Genomic DNA, 17,463 nt, shown 5'->3' on the forward strand with positions numbered 1-17,463 from the left:
ACCCCGTACTTAGGTACGGGGATTATCATAATTTTCGAGGAGGTAACGAAGAGATGGCCTATACGATTAGTCAGATTGCCCGCGAATCCAACGTTAATATTGAAACGGTAAGATATTATGAAAAGCGTGGGCTCATCTCGAAGGTTGCGCGCAACGAATCCGGATATCGCATCTATACGCAAGACGACGTCAAAGACATTCAATTTATTAAGAGGGCGCAAGAAATCGGATTTACCCTGGAAGAGATCAGAGAGGTCTTGTACTTGTATAAGCATGATAACGAACGGCACGCGTCGGACATGTACCAGTTCGCTTTAGCTAAGATCCAGCAAATCGATCAGAAAATCGGTCAGTTACAAAACTTCAAATCTCTGTTGGAGTCCGTTACCGATCGGCCGCCGTCCTCGTTGCCGTTATCCAAGTCCCAATGCCCGGTCATTCAAAAATGTACGGAAGGGGAGTAATGACATTGAGCGCGAAAGTCGAAGTATTCGTGGATGGCAGTCCGAGATGCGAGGATGTCGTAAGGCAAGTCAAGGAGCTAGCTTGTTCCAAATGCGAAGTGATCGTTTACAACCTGAATGATCCAATCAGTATCGCAAACATGGCGAACAAAGCTTCGGATTACGGAATCGAAAATTTTCCCGCGGTTACGATAAACGGGAAATTAGTTGAAATCGATAAACTAAAAAACGTAAAAGCATCTCATTCATAACGTGATGAAAGGCAGATCGGCACTCGAATTTCGAGCGTTGAACTGCCTTTTTATTAGAAAAGTTAAAATCGTTCATAAATGTGAAATTACTAAAAATGAATAGAATTAGCACCTATTTACATTTAAAAGAATCGATGACATAATGTTTCGTAGTTACCATGCAAACGTTTGCATTAAAATGTAATTCCATTTCCGACTTATTTCAATCTCCGTGTTTTACGGCCTAAAAGGCTGAAAACAAATAAATACCAAGAGGAGAGTAGGTCATGAGAAGAAAGGGAAGGTCATTTTGGAGTGCGGTTTTGTTCGTGGCTTTATTGTTGCAGACATTCGGCTTTACGGCAGTCGCGCAAGACGACGCGTATTCGCAAACGAGCGGCGCGGCCAATGTTCAAGGTGCCGCGACGCAGAGTTACGGACTTCCGGCTAACACGAAAGACGGTCTTATTTTCCATGCATGGAACTGGTCGTTCGATACGATCACGGACAATCTGCCGGCGATAGCCGCCGCAGGGTTCAAATCGGTTCAAACTTCTCCGATTCAAGGCACGAAGGAAAATTCGATGGGAGGCTCTTATTGGTGGGTTCTGTATCAGCCGGTGAACTTCAAGATCGGAAATGCGCAATTAGGCGGCAGGGATCAATTCAAGCGCCTGTGCGAAGAAGCGGAAAAGCACGGTATCAGCATTATCGTGGACGTTGTCGCTAATCATATGGGCAATGCCGGCGGAGGATCGCTCGAGTACACGCCGGCTTACAATGTCGATCCGGCAATTCGTAATAATCCGTATTTCTGGCATGAGGCCAGGGGGATTACAAGCTATGATAGAAGATGGGAAGTTACGCAGTGGGGAATCGGTCTGCCGGATTTGAATACGGCCAATCAGGAACTGCAGGACATGATTATCGGTTTCCTGAACGATGCGATCAATTTAGGAGCGGACGGCTTCCGATTCGACGCCGCCAAGCATATCGAGCTTCCTAACGATGAGGCCCCGTCCAACTTCTGGCCACGAGTGTTAGGTTCTTTGAACAACAAGCAAAATTTATTCAATTATGGCGAAGTGCTTCAGGGCGGCAAAGATTATATCGGTGCATATGATGATTATATTTCCGTGACGGCTTCCTATTTTGGACGCAACGTCAGGCACGCCGTTGGCTATAATAGCGGTAAAAACGTAAACGATGCCAAACATTTCAGCGTCGACGGAGTGGCTCCAAACAAACTGGTCACCTGGGTGGAATCCCACGACAGTTATGCGAATGATAGCAGCGAATCGACGTATATGAACGATTGGCAAATCAAGATGGGGTGGGCGCTTATCGCTTCCCGCGCGGAAACATCCTCCTTGTTCTTTAACAGACCCGTCACTAATGGCGGAAGATTCGCAAACACTCTTGGAGAGGCGGGTAACAATCTGTGGAAGGATGCCGATATTGCCGCGGTCAACAAATTCCACAATGCGATGGTCGGCCAGAACGAATATTTGAGAACGCAAGGAAACGAAATCATGCTCATCGACCGGGGGACGAAAGGGACGACGATCGTCAACTTGGGCAGCGATGCCCAAATCGATTCCGCAACGAACCTCGCAAATGGCATCTACACGAATAAAGCGAGCGGGGGCGGGACGTTCACCGTATCGAACGGAAGAATAACGGGAAGTATCGGCGGCGGTAAAATCGCCGTTCTGTACCAAGGGACGGACGTGCTTGAACCGACGGTTTCGATCGACGTTCCGGAAGGCGGATTTTATTCCGATACATTGAACGTCAAGATGTCATACGCCAACGCGGATTCGGCGACCTACTCGCTCAACGATGGAACACCGGTGTCCTTCGGCTCCGGACAAAGTATTAGCATCGGAACGGGAGTTCCCTTCGGCTCTACATTCGCGCTTAAGATTACGGCGATTAAAGCTCAACTGCAAACAACCAAGACTTTTACCTTCGTCAAAGAAAATCCTAATCCCGCACTGAAAGTCCATTATTACAAGCCATCCCAGTGGGGCGCTCCTAACCTGTATTATTATGATGATTCGGTATCTCCGACGAAGATCGGTACGGCCTGGCCCGGCGTCGCGATGCAGAGCGAAGGCGATGGATGGTATGTATACGAAGTGCCAAACTGGAAGCAAGCGAAAGTCATTTTTAACTCAGGAGGCAATCAGACTCCGGGTGCTAACCAACCGGGTTATTCGATAACGGGGGAGAAGTGGATCAAAGACGGGGTCGTCACGAATCGTAAGCCGGATAGCGGCAATCAGCTTGTTCCCGTTACGTTTAACGTCAACAACGCCACGACCGTTCCGGGCCAAAACATTTACATCGTAGGCAGCGCAGCAGAGCTTGGCAATTGGAATCCCGCAAACGCGATCGGTCCGGGAGCCAACCCGAACTATCCGAATTGGACGATTACCGTTAACCTGCCGGCAGGGGCGCATGTCCAGTTCAAGGCGGTTAAGAAGGACGCGAACAACCATGTAGTATGGGAGAGCGGCTCTAACCACAGTTACACCGTATCGGCTAGCAATCCGGTAGTGAACTTTAATTTCAACAATTAAGAAGGCATAAGCCGGAGACAGCCCCACCATCCTAATCGGAAGGTGGGGCTGTTGTTTGCCCTGAAACAAGGATATCCAGTCAAACCGTTTACGACCCTACCAAACTAAGGTAATCTATATTCAGACTAGGAGGCGGGTCGAGGTTGCATTTCATACGAGCCATGTTGCGCTATTTTATTCCATATAAGTTTTTGATGGCTATTTTCTTATTCAGTTCATTCATTGAAGTCGCTTACGCAGTTGCCGCGCCGTTGAGCTTGAAATACTTGGTGGACGATGCTTTTACGCCTAAGGACTTTGGAGCGTTTGTCTTCATTTTATGTTTGTTGCTGGGCGGGGGATTTTTGAATATCGTCGCGGGCGCAAGCGCGGACTATTCGATAGGGAAGCTGAGCGGAGAAGTCATTCGGATATTGAGAGAGAGATTATTTAGCCATTTGCAACGACAATCTCTTCCTTTCTATCAACGATATCGGGTTGGCGATCTTGTCACAAGGTTTGCTTCGGACATGTCTTCGATAGAGAGAGTGATCCGTACTTCGAGTCCGTTCTTTATCAAGGAGACTTTAAGTGTCTTGCTCGGGCTCTTCATGTTATTCTCCATTGAATGGAAGCTAACGTTAGCCATGTTGGCCGGTTCGGCGCTCATGTTCCTTGGCCCCCGCTTACTGCAAGGGAGGGCGGAAACCGATAATTTGAAGTACAAGGAAGCCCAAGAGCGATTCTCCAATACGATCGACGAAGCGGTCAAAGGCCACAAAACGATAAAAGGCTTGCATCAACAAGCACGGTATCGGGAGAGGGCAGGAAAGCAAATTCGCGAGTTGTTTTCTTTCGGGATGAAGCTTCACGTAACCAATTCATTGATGGAACGCCTGCCTTTAACGGCATTAATGATATTGAACGGGATCATGATGGGCTTCGGCGGTTATTTGATTTTCCATGACCAAATGTCGGTCGGCGGGTTTATTGCTTTCTTTACTTTATTTATGAGCGTAGGCCAAGCCGGCACCAATCTATCCTTCCTCATTCCGAGCATTATCGAATCCAGCATAAGCTTTCGGAGAATCGAAGAAATCTTCGATCAACAGCCTTCCGTCCAGGAGGCGGCGCGTCCGGTGGAGCTGAGTTCCGATATGGCTTCGTTAGAGATGGACCGGGTTACTTTCGGTTATACGGAAGATACGAATCAATTGCAGGACGTCAGTATGCGCATTACTGCAGGTACTTACGTTGCATTAGTAGGAGCGAGCGGTTCGGGCAAAAGTACGGCTCTGCAGCTATTGTCGCGTTTCTATGATCCGAGGCAAGGCGCGGTTAGAATCAACGATCGCGATCTGCGCACGGTTAGCGAAGCTTCATTGCGCCAGCTGACTACGCTGGTCAGTCAGGATACTTTCCTGTTCAACGCGACAATCAAAGACAACTTGCTGTTAGACAACGCCGATCGTTCGGAAGAGCAGATGCTTGAGGCTGCTAAGAAAGCAAAAATTCACGATGTTATCTCGCAATGGCCTGAAGGCTACGATACATGGATTCATCATGAGGGAGGATCGTTGTCAGGCGGCGAACGACAGAGAATCGCGATTGCCAGGGCACTGTTGCGTCAACCGAAGCTGCTTCTCCTAGACGAGGTGACGTCCGCTTTAGACCCGGCGACCGAAGCGGATATCAATGGCCTGATTCAAGAAATCCGGCCTCATACGACGATCGTATCCGTTACTCATCGGCTGGCGTCCGTAATGGAAGCGGATATGATTCATGTTTTTCAGGGAGGTCGAATCTTGGAGTCCGGCACCCATCAAGAGCTTCTGAGCAAGCAAGGCCTATATGCGGGACTTTGGGACAAGCAGCATGGCTTTCAACTGTCAGGCGATGGGCTCCACGCTACGGTGGACGTGGAATGGCTTGCGAAGCTGCCTTTCTTCCATGGCATCGAGCTTCCGTTGCTTCGCGAGATCGCCGGCATGCTGTCGACCGAAACGTGCAAGGAGGGCGATGTCATCGTACGCGAGGGAGAGGAAGGCCACAAATTTTATATTATCGTTCGCGGTAAATTCGAAATTCTAAAGGCGTTCCCCGGCGAGGGGGAGAAGAAGGTAGCGGCATTAGCCGATGGCGATTATTTCGGCGAGATCGCGCTGCTTAGAGGCATTCCCCGCACCGCCACAGTCAAAGCGGCTAGTCCGGCCGTTCTGTTGTCCGTAAGGCGGGAAACGTTCCATCGGCTTGCGACGCAATATCCGCAAATCGTAGAGACGTTGGAGTTTGCTCTGGAGCAGCGGAAATGATCCGCTTTGTTTTATGGAGGAGCCTGTTCGACTTGGCTTGAGCATAGGAGGCAACAGAACTTGAGAAAATACGGGGTATGGGGCGTTGCCGTTCTCGTTGCACTGTTGGCGGGATGTCAGTCCGTCAGCAAGGAGGAAGAATCGTATCGACAGGGAATGCGATTGATTGAGCAAGGCAGTTATCCGCAAGCCATAGGCGTGCTAACGGATTTAGGCGATTATAAGGAATCGAGAAGCGCCGTTGCTCGATTGAGATATTTGATTAACGGCGATTATATCGGAGCCGGCAACTCCGTGATCGCCGCGATCAAAAGCGATGGCACCGTCGTCTATACAGGAGGATACGAAGACTCGAAGAGCGCTGGGGATTGGAAGCAGTTAACCGCACTATCGACAGACGGAGAGTATATGGAAGGACTGGATGCGAACGGGAAATTATCGACGACTTCTCCCTGGACTTCCGAGCAGCTGCAAGCTTCTACCGTAGGTTCGACATCGGCTATGAGCCTTGTAATAGAGGCTATGCCTAAGTTGGAGCATATCCTAGCATTCGATGGAAATTATCCGGCCAATTTAATCGCGCTGTTAGAGAATGGCGCCGTTAAAGTCGTAAGCGCGAGTATGGTCGAGGAGGACATAGCCGCTGCGGAAGCATGGGTAAAGATCGTGTCCGTTGCCAACGGGGGCCATTACGTAGCGGGATTACATGCGGACGGTACGGTGTCCGTAGCCGGCAATGAACTTATACGAGTCCTTACTAAGGATTGGAAAGACATTGTAGCGATAACGTCCTCAGGCGGACTTATCGGCTTGAAGGAAGACGGCACGGTTGTCGCAGCGGGCGACAACCGGTTCGGAGAGTGCAACGTGGACGGTTGGAACGATATCGTGGCAATCGCCGCGGGAGACCGGCATACCGTCGGATTGCGCAGTGACGGTACGGTAATCTCCACGGGCAGCGGAGCTTTCGGACAACGCGACATCGAAGATTGGAAGGATATCGTTGCCATCGATGCTAGCGAGTATTTCACGCTAGGGTTAAAGCGTGACGGAACATTGGCGATTGCCGGCGATAATAGCACAAGCGGCGGAGCGAAACCGGACATAGCGGATATTTCGGGATTGTTGGTGCCGACCGTTCCCGGGATGTAGCGTCTTACAATGATTTTAAGGCAAGCAACACCGCTCCGATCATCGCGATGACACCGCCTACCTTGCACATGAAATAGTAAAAAACGTTAGGTTCCGGGTCCCGTACCCATATCCAGCGTAACGAGAGAATGAACATTAATTTTTGAAACCTGAGATATCGGTATCCGCACCATCCGTAAATCAATAAGAGGAAAGATAGGCCGAATAAGACCGGGCTGCCTTGTTTGGAGTGATACTCGGAATAGGCGGCGATAACAAGGGAACTAGGAAAGAACCGTTCTTCTCCTTCATGAATAACTCTTTGGCCATTAACGTAAAACGAGGACTCCATTAACGGTTCTCCGCTGGAATCGACGCTCATTAGAGTTCCGGAATGATCGTCGACTTCATATTGATGCCCGTTTGGGTAGAGGATTTTAAATCGCGTGCCTTGCACGTTTGAGCTTCTGCTGATCGTATAGGTTTGACCGTCGATGATGAGTTTTCTATTCTGGATCTCGATTTGCACTTCGACGGAAGGCGCAGCGCCGGAACGGTATCGAATGGACTCGCCGTGCTCCTCATGCGTTTTATATCTGTGCTGATTGATGTAAAATACGGATTCGGAGAAATAGGAACGGGCAAAGAACGCGATGCCGGTTGCCGCTATTATTAAGCAGACAATAACCATTGGTCTCTGGTGTCCGTAAGGTATGATGGCTGTGTAGAGCAACGATGACAATAAAACAAAAAATAGCGTCGGAAGGATGAGCCTTCCGACGCTATTTTTTCGAGGTTAGCCGTTTACCACGTCTCGCCGCTGTCGTAATTGAACTGCCATTCGATTCCGAACTTGTCTTTAAGGCTTCCGTAGCATTTGCTCCAGAACGTTTCTTGGAGCTCCATGCCTACGGTGCCTCCTTCTTTTAATTTGTGAAAGAGCGATTTAATTTTGTCGATGTCTTTGTTGACGACGGAGAGGCTAATGTTGTTTCCCGGGTTAAACGGCATGCCGGGAAAGACATCGGAAAACATCACGTTGCTGCCGTCGAGATTAAGCCGCGTATGCATGACTAAGTTTTTGGCCTCTTCGGGAAGCGGATACTCGGGGTTAGGCGGCGTTTCGCCGAATGTCATGATCTTCGGTCTCTCCGTGCCGAACACCTCTGCATAAAACTCAGCAGCTTCGCGGCAGTTGCCATTGAAATTAAGATAAACATCGATAGACATTTACTTCACTCCTTAATGGTAAATGAGGGAAACAAGCCTTTCATCCCTATTGTATCATTTACCTGTAAATAAAAAAAATACGCATGCCGACATTGAAGGTTCCGCGAATGCGCAAGGGTGATTGAGGTTGAATACGAAGTGCCTATATTGATAATTTACATAAGACGATAGATACTATCTATTAGCGTTGTAATTGACAATAAAATACAGTCAGTGCTAGAGTTGTTTCAACTATAATTCCAATATAAACCATAGGAATTATAAGTTTAATCGAAGTTAACATTGGAGGAAATCATGTTGAAAAAAATCACGGTTTACGTATTGCTGCTCATTGTTGCGATTATCGCAGCCGGTTGCGGATCGAACTCGACTTTGGACGAATCCGCGCAAGTCAAGAAGATCACCGTCGGCACGGCCAACGATTTCGAGCAGGTAGCCTTTCTCGACGAGAACGGTAAGCTGACCGGATACGACGTCGAGGTCATTAAAGAGATCGATAAGCGTCTGGCCGAATATGAATTCGAGTTCCAAACGATGGATTTTTCCAACATCCTACTTAGTCTTGAGACGAAGAAAGTAGATATTGCGGCCCATCTCTTCGAGAAAAATCCGGAGCGGGAACAGAAGTTTTCGTTTAACAAGGAGCCTTACGCTTACTGGAGGAACAAAATCATTGTAGCGGCGAGCAATAACGATCCGATCGAGACCTTAGCCGATTTGGCGGGAAAGAAGGTACTGATCGGGCCGACAAGCGCGCAAGCCCAGTTACTTGAAAAATATAACAAAGAAAACAAAGAAGGCATTGAGATCGTTTACCAGCAAGGGGATGCCAACGACGAGGTTCCGCAGATCTCATCCGGACGCGTATACGCGACGCTCGGAGCCGATTTTCTGCTCCCGATCAAAGATCCAGAAGGCAAGCTCAAAACGGTAGGCAATGCACTTAACGAAGGGAACATTCTGTATGTATTCCGCAAGGACGATGCGGAGTCCCAGAAGCTTGCGGATGCCGTTGATGCGACAATTAAGCAGCTAAAAGCGGACGGTACGCTGGCTAAGCTCAGCACGGAATGGCTTGGTCAAGATTTTTCGAAATAAGAGAGGTCGATCAATAATGGGCATCGCCGTAATCTACGGAAGTTCGCGTCATAACGGAAATTCGGAGCAACTTGCCGATTTGTTAGTCGAAGGATTTGAAGCCGATAAAATTCGTTTGTCCGAGTATATCATTGAGCCTATAAGAGACTACCGCCACGGGGAAAAGGGGCCTTATCCCGATGACGACTATCATCATGTGATCGAACGAGTGCTGGTCCAAGACGTTCTTGTGTTCGCGACGCCGATCTATTGGTACGGCGCGTCGGGTTTAACGAAAACGTTCATCGATCGTTGGTCCCAGTCTTTGCGGGAGGATCGGGCAGGGTTTTTGACAAAATTCGCCACGAAAACGGCTTGGCTCATAGGCGTCGGCGATGACGAGCCGCGAATAAAAGGGAATGCGCTCGTTCAGCAATTCCAGCATATTTTCGATTTTACGGGAACGAAGTTTGCCGGGCATATCCTTGGTCAAGGCAATAAGCCTGGGGATATCGCGCAAGATGCCGAGGCATTGGCGAAGGTACGGGACATCCGAGCAAAATGGCGTCCATGAAGGCGTTCCGGCGGTTGTTCGTTCGACAAAATCCTACCCGCAGCGTTCGACAAACTCTATCATAATTACCACCTTTATTACTATTTACAGTAAAATTTCCCAAAGCTATAGTGAAGGAAGGGAACCGGTTTCCTAAATGAAATGGCTACTGTTGTTTCCAATAGACCACAGAAGGGAGGGACGATTTAGTACTCGTCTAACAAAGTATTTTTTGCATCATGTCAGACTAGAAAACCAATAGAGAAAAAAATAGGATAAGAGGAGAGATCGCAATGAAAGCAATGAAAAAGCTAGTAGCAGGATTGATGATGTTTGCCGTGATTTTTGGTGTTTCCTTCGCAGGATCGGCGTTTGCAGCCGGCAATGAGGTCAAGCTTATCGATTCTCATATTTTCACCTACAAATACGGTTATGTCGAGTTTAGCGGCAACATCGAGGTCGAGAATTTGGGATACGCGAAGGAAGTCGTCGTCCATTACACGACCGACAACGTTCAATGGCACGATATCAATGCTAATTACGTGGGACCTACGGATGCAACTCACGAGAAATGGAAATTTCTGATTTCCACGAGCTCGTTTTCCACCTATCATCCCGAGTTGCAGAACCTCACTTTCATAAAGTTCGCGATTCAATACAAGGTTAACGGCAATATTTACTGGGATAACAACGGAGGCGCGGACTATAACAACGTACCGTATTACATGGGCACGCCTTCCGTTATTTTAGGTAAAGCAAGCGTGCTGAATGGTTATGCGGAATTGTCTAACGGCACTTTCAGCGGCACTTTCTACGTTAAAAATCTAAGCCCGACGAAAACGGTGAAAGTTCGGTACACGACCGATAACTGGGCAACCTATCAAGAAGGAAACGCTACTTACTACAGTAACGCAAATCCTTCGGGCACGGTGGAAAACTGGAAATTCAACTTCAGCGTCCCGGGTGCGACCGAGATCAAGTACGCGTTATCCTTAACCGCAAACGGACAAACGTATTGGGACAATAACTATGGCAATAACTTTGTTCTAAACTAACTAATCCTTCAAGAAACAGGATCGAAGGCGGTTTATTCCGCACTCGGTCCTGTTTTTTATGTTTCCGATTTACACCCATTCCAATCGTGCACGAAAAGTCGGATGGAAGTTAACGACTTCTGCTATTTTATAGATATGCGAAGGAGGTGTTCATGAATTGCTTGAGAACATGAACAAAGCGTTAGCTTACGTTGAAGATAACCTTGATCAAGAGATCGACTTCAAAGAAGTGGCGAGATTGGCTTTGTGCTCGGAGTATCATTTTAAGAGAATGTTTTCTTTCCTAGCCGGTGTATCGCTATCCGAATACATTCGACGCAGACGGCTTACTCTTGCGGCGTTTGAGCTAAACCGGAGCGACATCAAGATCATCGACCTGGCGGTCAAATACGGATACCAATCGCCAGACGCCTTTGCAAGAGCTTTCCAAAGCTTGCACGGGATTACGCCAAGCGAGGCAAAAGGCAAAGGCCAATCGTTAAAGGCCTATCCAAGAATGACCTTTCAGCTGACCATTAAAGGGGGAAACGAAATGAATTACCGCGTGGAACAAAAAGAAGCGTTTCGAATCGTAGGGATCATGAAAAGAGTTCCGATTCGATTCGAAGGCGTGAATCCGGAAATCGCCGCGTTGGCGGGTAGTCTAAATGAAGAGACGATACGATATTTGAAAAAGATATCCAATGTTTCTCCGATTGGAATGCTTAGCGCATCAGCGAATTTCTCCGAAGGGCGAATGGAGGAAAAAGGGGAGCTTGATCATTATATCGGCGTGGCGACGACGGAGGAGTGTCCGGCTCATCTCGCGCAGCTTGAAGTTCCCGCATCGGCTTGGGCCGTATTCGAAGCAGTCGGCCCCTTTCCGGGCACGCTTCAAAACGTATGGGGACGCATTTATTCCGAATGGTTTCCGTCCACGAACTATGAACTTGCGGAAGGGCCGGAAATATTGTGGAACGAACATCCGGACATCTCTTCGCCGACCTACAAAAGCGAAATTTGGATACCCGTAGCCTTAAACCCTCGATCGATTTAACCACTACCCTTCATGAATAAACGACCTTCAGCCGATTTATTGTCTGAAGGTTTTTTTGCGGAATTCAAAGCAAATGGGAAAAAAATACTCAGTCAATAAAACCCTTTTTATTACAGCTCATGTAAATTTTTAATGGTTTTTTAACGGGCGCCTCACTATGATATTGTTAGTTAGTGCATATTTTTACCAATGCCAATCGCAACAGGGGGAGAATAATGAGATCGGTAAGAACGAAATTGCTCGGCTCTTTTTTAATCGTGCTCGTATTTGTCGTCGTGCTAGGGTTGAACGGATTAACGCAAATCAAGAAAATGGGAGATTTTACGAAGGATGTTACGACGAATTGGATGTTCGGGATCGAGACGATTAACCAAGTCAACTTGAACATTGAGCAATTTCTAAGCAATTATTACCAAACCATGATTCAAAAAGATCCCGAGCAAGTAAAGGCATTAAATGAAACAAGCAATTCTTTGGTCGTGTCCATCGATAAGGGGATTATTAAATATGGGGACACATCGGGCGAAGGGGATATGAAAGACTACGAAGCTCTTAAGGATGCTTGGGGACGGTTCCAGAAAGCGCTTGCAACAACCAAGTCGACGACCGCGACTAAAGAGGAACAAGCTCAAGCCATGCAGGACGTGGGACAAGCTTTCGCGGATGTACGGACTTCCGTTAATGCTTTAATCGAATATAACCACAACGGAGCGGAACAAAGCCTGACGGATAGCGACGATATGTACACGCAAACCTCGTCTGCGCTGTTCTATCTCGGGATCGCGATTTTACTTGTCGTCGGGCTTCTGGCTTGGGCATTGATCGTGAACTTGATAAGGCCGTTACGAGCGACGACCAATATGATGAATCGTATTTCCGCTGGTGATCTTAAAGTGGATCCGCTCGTGATCAAACGCAAGGACGAATTCGGCACCATGATGGAATCCGTTAATAAAACATTGGCGAGCTTGCAACAGTCGGTTAGACAAATGCAAGACGCTTCGACATCGGTTGCGACGGCATCCGCGCAGCTGTTTGCCAGCTCCGAGCAAAACTCCGAAGCGGCGAGACACGTATCGGAGTCGATCGGGCATGTGGCAACCGGCTCCGAGGAACAAGCGAACACGGCGACCGAATGCGGTCGCGTCATAGACGAGATGGCCGAAGGCGTGCAGCGAATCGCCGAGACGACCGGCGAAGTATCCGAACTGTCCCAGAACGCGGCAATCCTCGCGAATAACGGGTTGGAGCGCATCGAAGACGTAACGGATCGCATGCACAGAGTGTATCAGTCGGTTGAAAGATCCAGCGATACGATTCGCAAGCTGGAAGAGCAGTCCGTTCAAATCAGCGAAATCTCCGCGCTTATTAGCGATATTGCCGCGCGTACGAATCTGCTTGCTTTGAATGCCGCGATTGAAGCCGCTCGGGCGGGAGAACATGGCAAAGGATTCGCGGTTGTAGCCGGCGAGGTTCGCAAGCTGGCTTCACAGAGCGATGAGTCGTCCCAAGGCATTATCGAGTTGATCTCGTCGATTCAGCACGATACGGTCAGCGCGGCGGAGACGATGAAGAAAAGCTTAGCCGAGGTTCAAGAAGGCGTACTCGCGGTAGAGCATGCCGAGCAAGCGTTTAAGGAGATCGTCGGTTCCACCGGCGATGTATCGAGCCGCGTGCAAGAGGCTGCCGCGGCAGCCGAGCAGCTTGCCGCAAGCTCGGAGGAAGTCGCGGCATCGATCGCGAACATGGGTCACATTGCAAGGCAAACCGCTGGTATGTCGCAGCAGGTTGCCGCTTCTACCGAAGAACAGCTCGCATCTAGCGAAGAGATGACGCAATCCTCGCAGACTTTGTCCGGAATAGCCAAAGACCTGCAGACGATCGTAAAGAAGTTTACGGTATAACTTGGCTCCAAAACATTGATGGCCTATGAATGAACACGATAGCGAACGGCGATTTCTTCCCGGTTAAAACCCGGGCGGAAGTCGCCGTTTTTGCGTTCCCGTGAACGATGATTTCGGCTTTTTTCACAAATATTCAAATTGTTCACTATGAAATCCTTTGATTTGTTCATCTTTTTCGCAATGTTTCTCTACCCCGAGTGCATAGAGCGGCCTTAGACTGTGGTCATGCAACCCGGTTGTACGAAGCCGTTCGCAGGACGCGGTGCGGCTATCGTTCAATCGATTCTGAACAATCGAGTTCACACCTGTGAACGAATAGGGGGAGGCTTACTTCTAATGCCGTCTAGAAAAACGTTATTCGGTGAAATGGTCGCCAATCGGATTTTGTTTTTGATGCTGCTGCCCGCGATCGTTTTTTTTCTAATTAACTCGTACGTTCCCATGGTCGGAATCTATTATGCCTTTACCCGATTCGACTTCAATACGAGCTTATTTAACAGTCAATTCGTTTGGTTCGAAAATTTCGAATTTCTGTGGAAGTCGGGCATCTTGACGAAGCTGACCTTGAACACGCTCGGTTACAATCTCGCATTTATCCTATTCGGCAATGTACTCGCCATAATCTCCGCGGTTCTATTAAGCGAATTAAAAATCAAGTGGTTCAAGAAGCTGACGCAGTCGATCATGTTTTTACCGTACTTTATCTCCTTCGTTATCCTTAGCGTCATCGTCTATAACTTGTTCAGCTACGAGAACGGATTCCTTAACACCTTTTTGAAATCGTTCAGCATGGAGCCGGTCGACGTATACAACACGCCGTGGGTATGGGTTATCCTCGTCGTCGTCTTTTATATTTGGAAAAACCTCGGTTACAGCATGATTATCTACTTGGCGGCCATCACGGGCATTAGCGACGAATACTACGAAGCGGCGAAAATCGATGGAGCTAACATCTTCCAACGTACGTGGTACGTGACGATTCCGATGCTGAAGACGACCTTCATCGTTCTTCTGCTGTTCGCCCTGGGCAGCATTATGAAGGGTCAGTTCGATTTGTTCTATCAATTGATCGGCAACAACGGAGTCCTGTACAACGCGACGGATATTTTGGATACGTACGTATATCGTTCGCTTAAAGTGACCTTCGATATCGGAATGGCAAGCGCGGCAGGCTTGTATCAATCGCTGTTCGGATTCGTCCTGGTCATGACGGTCAATTCGATCATTCGCAAAGTAAACGAAGATTACGCGTTGTTCTAGGGGGGTAACCATGAAGATCAAAGACGACAAATATACGGGATTGTTCCATGGGATTGCCTATTCGGTCATCATCATGGCAACGGCGGCTTGTCTATTCCCTTTCTTGCTAGTCATTTCCGCTTCGTTTACCCAGAACGAATCCATCTTGAAGGACGGATTCCACCTGATTCCGAAAGTGTTTTCTCTGGAAGGTTACCGATTGGTGTTCCGCTTCCCCGAACATATCCTTCGGGCATATGGGGTTACCGCCTTCACGACGGTCGTCGGAACGTTGCTCGGCCTGCTCTTCATTACGATGGCGGGTTACGTTCTGCAGCGAAAAGATTTCAAGTACCGTAACGGATTTTCCTTCTTCATCTATTTCACGACGTTGTTCGGCGGGGGATTGGTACCGTGGTATATCCTCCTTACCAAACATCTTAAGCTGACGGATACGTACACCGTGCTGATCTTCCCGGGATTAATGACTCCGTTTCTCATTATCTTGATGAAAAATTTCATCCGTTCGGCGGTGCCCGACGAAATCATCGAATCCGCCAAAATCGACGGAGCTAACGATTTCAAAATCTATTACCGCATCGTTCTTCAGCTGTCGATGCCCGGAATCGCAACCGTAGGACTGTTCTTGGCGCTGGCGTACTGGAACGATTGGTTTCTTTCCTCGCTGTTCATTAACAACCAAGACTTATACCAGCTTCAGTTCTATCTCTATAACGTAATCAACACGATCCAATTCATTAACCAACTCGGTGCGGGTACGGGGGTTTCGCTCGGAGGGGACATCCCGACGGAATCGACCAAGATGGCTATGGCCATCATCGCCACGGGACCAATCGTGTTCCTCTATCCGTTCGTCCAGCGTTACTTCGTGAGAGGTTTGACGATCGGAGCCGTTAAAGGATGAAATTGGGGTTATTCCCGCAGAGGAATTTCAACCTTCTGCGGCTAACATATTAAACACGCGAAAAGGGAGGATTCAAATGAAGAAGAAAGGCAAGCTCTTATCTTCGGTACTGGCAAGCTTTATGATCGTTTCCGCATTGGCGGGTTGCAGCGGCAGCGACGGGAATAATTCGAGTCCCAGCGCCTCTCAGGCAAGCAATGCCTCGCCGTCCGAATCCGCTTCGGCATCCGCTTCGTCTTCGGCTTCATCGAGCGCCGGACTTGATACTTCCAAGAAAGTCGAGCTCCAGTTCTATATGCTCGGCGACGCGCCTAAAGATTTGCCTACGATTCAAGCCGAAATCAACAAAATGGCGGAAGCGGAATTGAACGCGACCGTAAAATTCAACTTCACCTCTTGGACGGACTGGGATCAGAAATACAAGCTGTTATTATCGTCCGGCCAGCCGGTAGACCTGATATTTACCGCGGAATGGACGCAATACCAATCTTACGCGAAGAGCGGAGCATTCCTGCCGCTAGACGAGCTGCTGCCTGCGGCCGCTCCCAAACTCCAACAATTCGTGCCTCAAGACATGTGGGACGCCGTAAGAATCGACGGGAAAATCTATACCGTTCCGGCAACTTACAAAGAGTATGTCAACAACGGCTTCGTCTACCGCGAAGATCTTCGGGAGAAGCACAATCTCCCGGTACCTAAAGATATTGCCAGCTTTGAAGCGTATCTTGACGGAATTAAAGCCAATGAGCCGGGCATCCAACCCTTGTCCATGAACTCAGACGTTAGACAGAATCTGATGGACGTCTTCCGGGAAGTCAACGACGATACGATCGGCGGCCCTCTTCCTTACGGCGTAGGCATTAAATACAATAAACCGGGCGAATTTTACTCGTATTGGGGCTCCGATGAGCAGAAGAAAGATCTGGAAACGATTCAACGTTGGCAGCAGAAGGGCTTTTTCGCCAAAAACGTACTGAACGTCAAAGACACGTTGCAGGACCCGATCACAAGCGGTAAAGCCGCTGCCATACTAGGAGATAATCCGACCCGTTACAACGATACGTTAAGAAAAATGCAATCGACCCATCCGGACTGGAAGCTCGGTTACACTCCATACGCGGAAACGAGAGGTTTCGCGACGCCGGTGCATCCGATCCATAACGGCTTCGCTATTCCGCAAAGCAGTAAAAATCCGGAACGCGCGCTTGCCTTCTACGAGAAGATGGTTACGGACAAACGGTACAATCAATTAACGCAATACGGCATCGAAGGCAAGAACTATACAGTAGAAGACGGATACTATACAATGGTTGGCGACAGCACGTCCAACGGTTTCTTGCGCGAAGGCATGCAAGGCTGGGCATGGAGAAATCCCGAGTACATGCTGTTCGATAAGAGCTACGACGGCGTTAAAGCGATATTCGATCAACTCGACAAGATCGCCAAACCCGATTTGTTCACCGGCTTCGTCGAGGATTATTCCTCCTATCAGCCGGAGAGGGCGGCCCTGGAACAAGTCGAGAAGCAATATTTCTATCCGTTATACGCCGGGCTTGTCAAAGACATAGACGAAGGCGTACAGACGGCTATGGACAAAGCGAAAAGCGCCGGACTCGAGAAAATACATGCTTCTTATAAACAGCAGTGGCTGGATTACGTTGCGAAAAACGGAATTAAATAGAACCGATCGCAACCGTTATAGGAATACCGGGTTCCCTAAGCGAAGGCTTAGGGCTCGGTATT

At 48.6% G+C, this 17,463-nt stretch carries 15 protein-coding genes; 13 read left to right on the forward strand and 2 right to left on the reverse strand.

The genetic code is table 11. The features are described 5' to 3' along the window. Positions 1-53 precede the first annotated feature (53 nt). The 5 genes from FPL14_RS27915 (at position 54) to FPL14_RS27935 (ending at position 6,722) form a co-directional block, all read left to right on the forward strand. Positions 54-464: a heavy metal-responsive transcriptional regulator gene (locus tag FPL14_RS27915; protein ID WP_182300786.1), complete on the forward strand. Its 411-nt coding sequence runs from the start codon at positions 54-56 to the stop codon at positions 462-464. Between the two features lie 5 nt (positions 465-469). Beyond that, complete coding sequence (locus tag FPL14_RS27920) at positions 470-715, forward strand: glutaredoxin (RefSeq protein WP_220471191.1); 246 nt, start codon at positions 470-472, stop codon at positions 713-715. Positions 716-981: 266 nt separating this feature from the next. Beyond that, positions 982-3,279 carry a carbohydrate-binding module family 20 domain-containing protein gene (locus FPL14_RS27925; RefSeq protein ID WP_182300788.1) on the forward strand — a complete coding sequence of 766 codons (2,298 nt, stop codon included), beginning with the start codon at positions 982-984 and terminating at the stop codon, positions 3,277-3,279. 143 nt (positions 3,280-3,422) lie between these two features. Further along, positions 3,423-5,570 carry an ABC transporter transmembrane domain-containing protein gene (locus FPL14_RS27930; RefSeq protein ID WP_182300789.1) on the forward strand — a complete coding sequence of 716 codons (2,148 nt, stop codon included), beginning with the start codon at positions 3,423-3,425 and terminating at the stop codon, positions 5,568-5,570. A 60-nt stretch (positions 5,571-5,630) separates the two neighbouring features. Continuing rightward, positions 5,631-6,722 carry an RCC1 domain-containing protein gene (locus tag FPL14_RS27935; protein ID WP_182300790.1) on the forward strand — a complete coding sequence of 364 codons (1,092 nt, stop codon included), beginning with the start codon at positions 5,631-5,633 and terminating at the stop codon, positions 6,720-6,722. A 4-nt stretch (positions 6,723-6,726) separates the two neighbouring features. On the opposite strand, the gene FPL14_RS27940 is transcribed toward FPL14_RS27935, so the two are convergent. Further along, positions 6,727-7,392 carry a DUF6199 family natural product biosynthesis protein gene (locus FPL14_RS27940; protein ID WP_182300791.1) on the reverse strand — a complete coding sequence of 222 codons (666 nt, stop codon included), beginning with the start codon at positions 7,390-7,392 and terminating at the stop codon, positions 6,727-6,729. A gap of 113 nt (positions 7,393-7,505) precedes the next feature. Beyond that, the gene (locus tag FPL14_RS27945) at positions 7,506-7,931 is read right to left on the reverse strand and encodes a VOC family protein (RefSeq protein ID WP_182300792.1); all 426 of its coding nucleotides are present in this window, start codon (positions 7,929-7,931) and stop codon (positions 7,506-7,508) included. Positions 7,932-8,228: 297 nt separating this feature from the next. Between FPL14_RS27945 and FPL14_RS27950 the strand changes: the two genes are divergently transcribed. The 8 genes from FPL14_RS27950 to FPL14_RS27985 all read left to right on the forward strand — a co-directional run bounded on the left by FPL14_RS27950 (position 8,229) and on the right by FPL14_RS27985 (position 17,401). Continuing rightward, positions 8,229-9,029 carry a transporter substrate-binding domain-containing protein gene (locus tag FPL14_RS27950; protein ID WP_229264023.1) on the forward strand — a complete coding sequence of 267 codons (801 nt, stop codon included), beginning with the start codon at positions 8,229-8,231 and terminating at the stop codon, positions 9,027-9,029. 16 nt (positions 9,030-9,045) lie between these two features. Beyond that, positions 9,046-9,582 (forward strand): flavodoxin family protein, encoded by a 537-nt coding sequence (locus FPL14_RS27955; RefSeq protein WP_182300794.1) that lies wholly within the window; start codon positions 9,046-9,048, stop codon positions 9,580-9,582. Positions 9,583-9,854: 272 nt separating this feature from the next. Next, positions 9,855-10,616 carry a carbohydrate-binding protein gene (locus tag FPL14_RS27960; protein ID WP_182300795.1) on the forward strand — a complete coding sequence of 254 codons (762 nt, stop codon included), beginning with the start codon at positions 9,855-9,857 and terminating at the stop codon, positions 10,614-10,616. 169 nt (positions 10,617-10,785) lie between these two features. Beyond that, the gene (locus FPL14_RS27965; RefSeq protein ID WP_182304196.1) at positions 10,786-11,652 is read left to right on the forward strand and encodes an AraC family transcriptional regulator; all 867 of its coding nucleotides are present in this window, start codon (positions 10,786-10,788) and stop codon (positions 11,650-11,652) included. Positions 11,653-11,867: 215 nt separating this feature from the next. Further along, a complete protein-coding gene (locus FPL14_RS27970) occupies positions 11,868-13,556 on the forward strand; it encodes a methyl-accepting chemotaxis protein (RefSeq protein WP_182300796.1) in 1,689 nt (562 codons plus the stop codon). Positions 13,557-13,892: 336 nt separating this feature from the next. Beyond that, entirely contained in the window at positions 13,893-14,816 is a 924-nt protein-coding gene (locus FPL14_RS27975; RefSeq protein WP_182300797.1) for an ABC transporter permease, read from the forward strand. 10 nt (positions 14,817-14,826) lie between these two features. Further along, complete coding sequence (locus FPL14_RS27980; RefSeq protein WP_182300798.1) at positions 14,827-15,720, forward strand: carbohydrate ABC transporter permease; 894 nt, start codon at positions 14,827-14,829, stop codon at positions 15,718-15,720. A gap of 76 nt (positions 15,721-15,796) precedes the next feature. Next, complete coding sequence (locus tag FPL14_RS27985) at positions 15,797-17,401, forward strand: extracellular solute-binding protein (protein WP_182300799.1); 1,605 nt, start codon at positions 15,797-15,799, stop codon at positions 17,399-17,401. Positions 17,402-17,463 lie beyond the last annotated feature (62 nt).

Origin of the sequence: Cohnella cholangitidis, from assembly GCF_014107495.1 — a bacterium.
Taxonomy (GTDB): Bacteria; Bacillota; Bacilli; order Paenibacillales; family Paenibacillaceae; genus Cohnella; species Cohnella cholangitidis.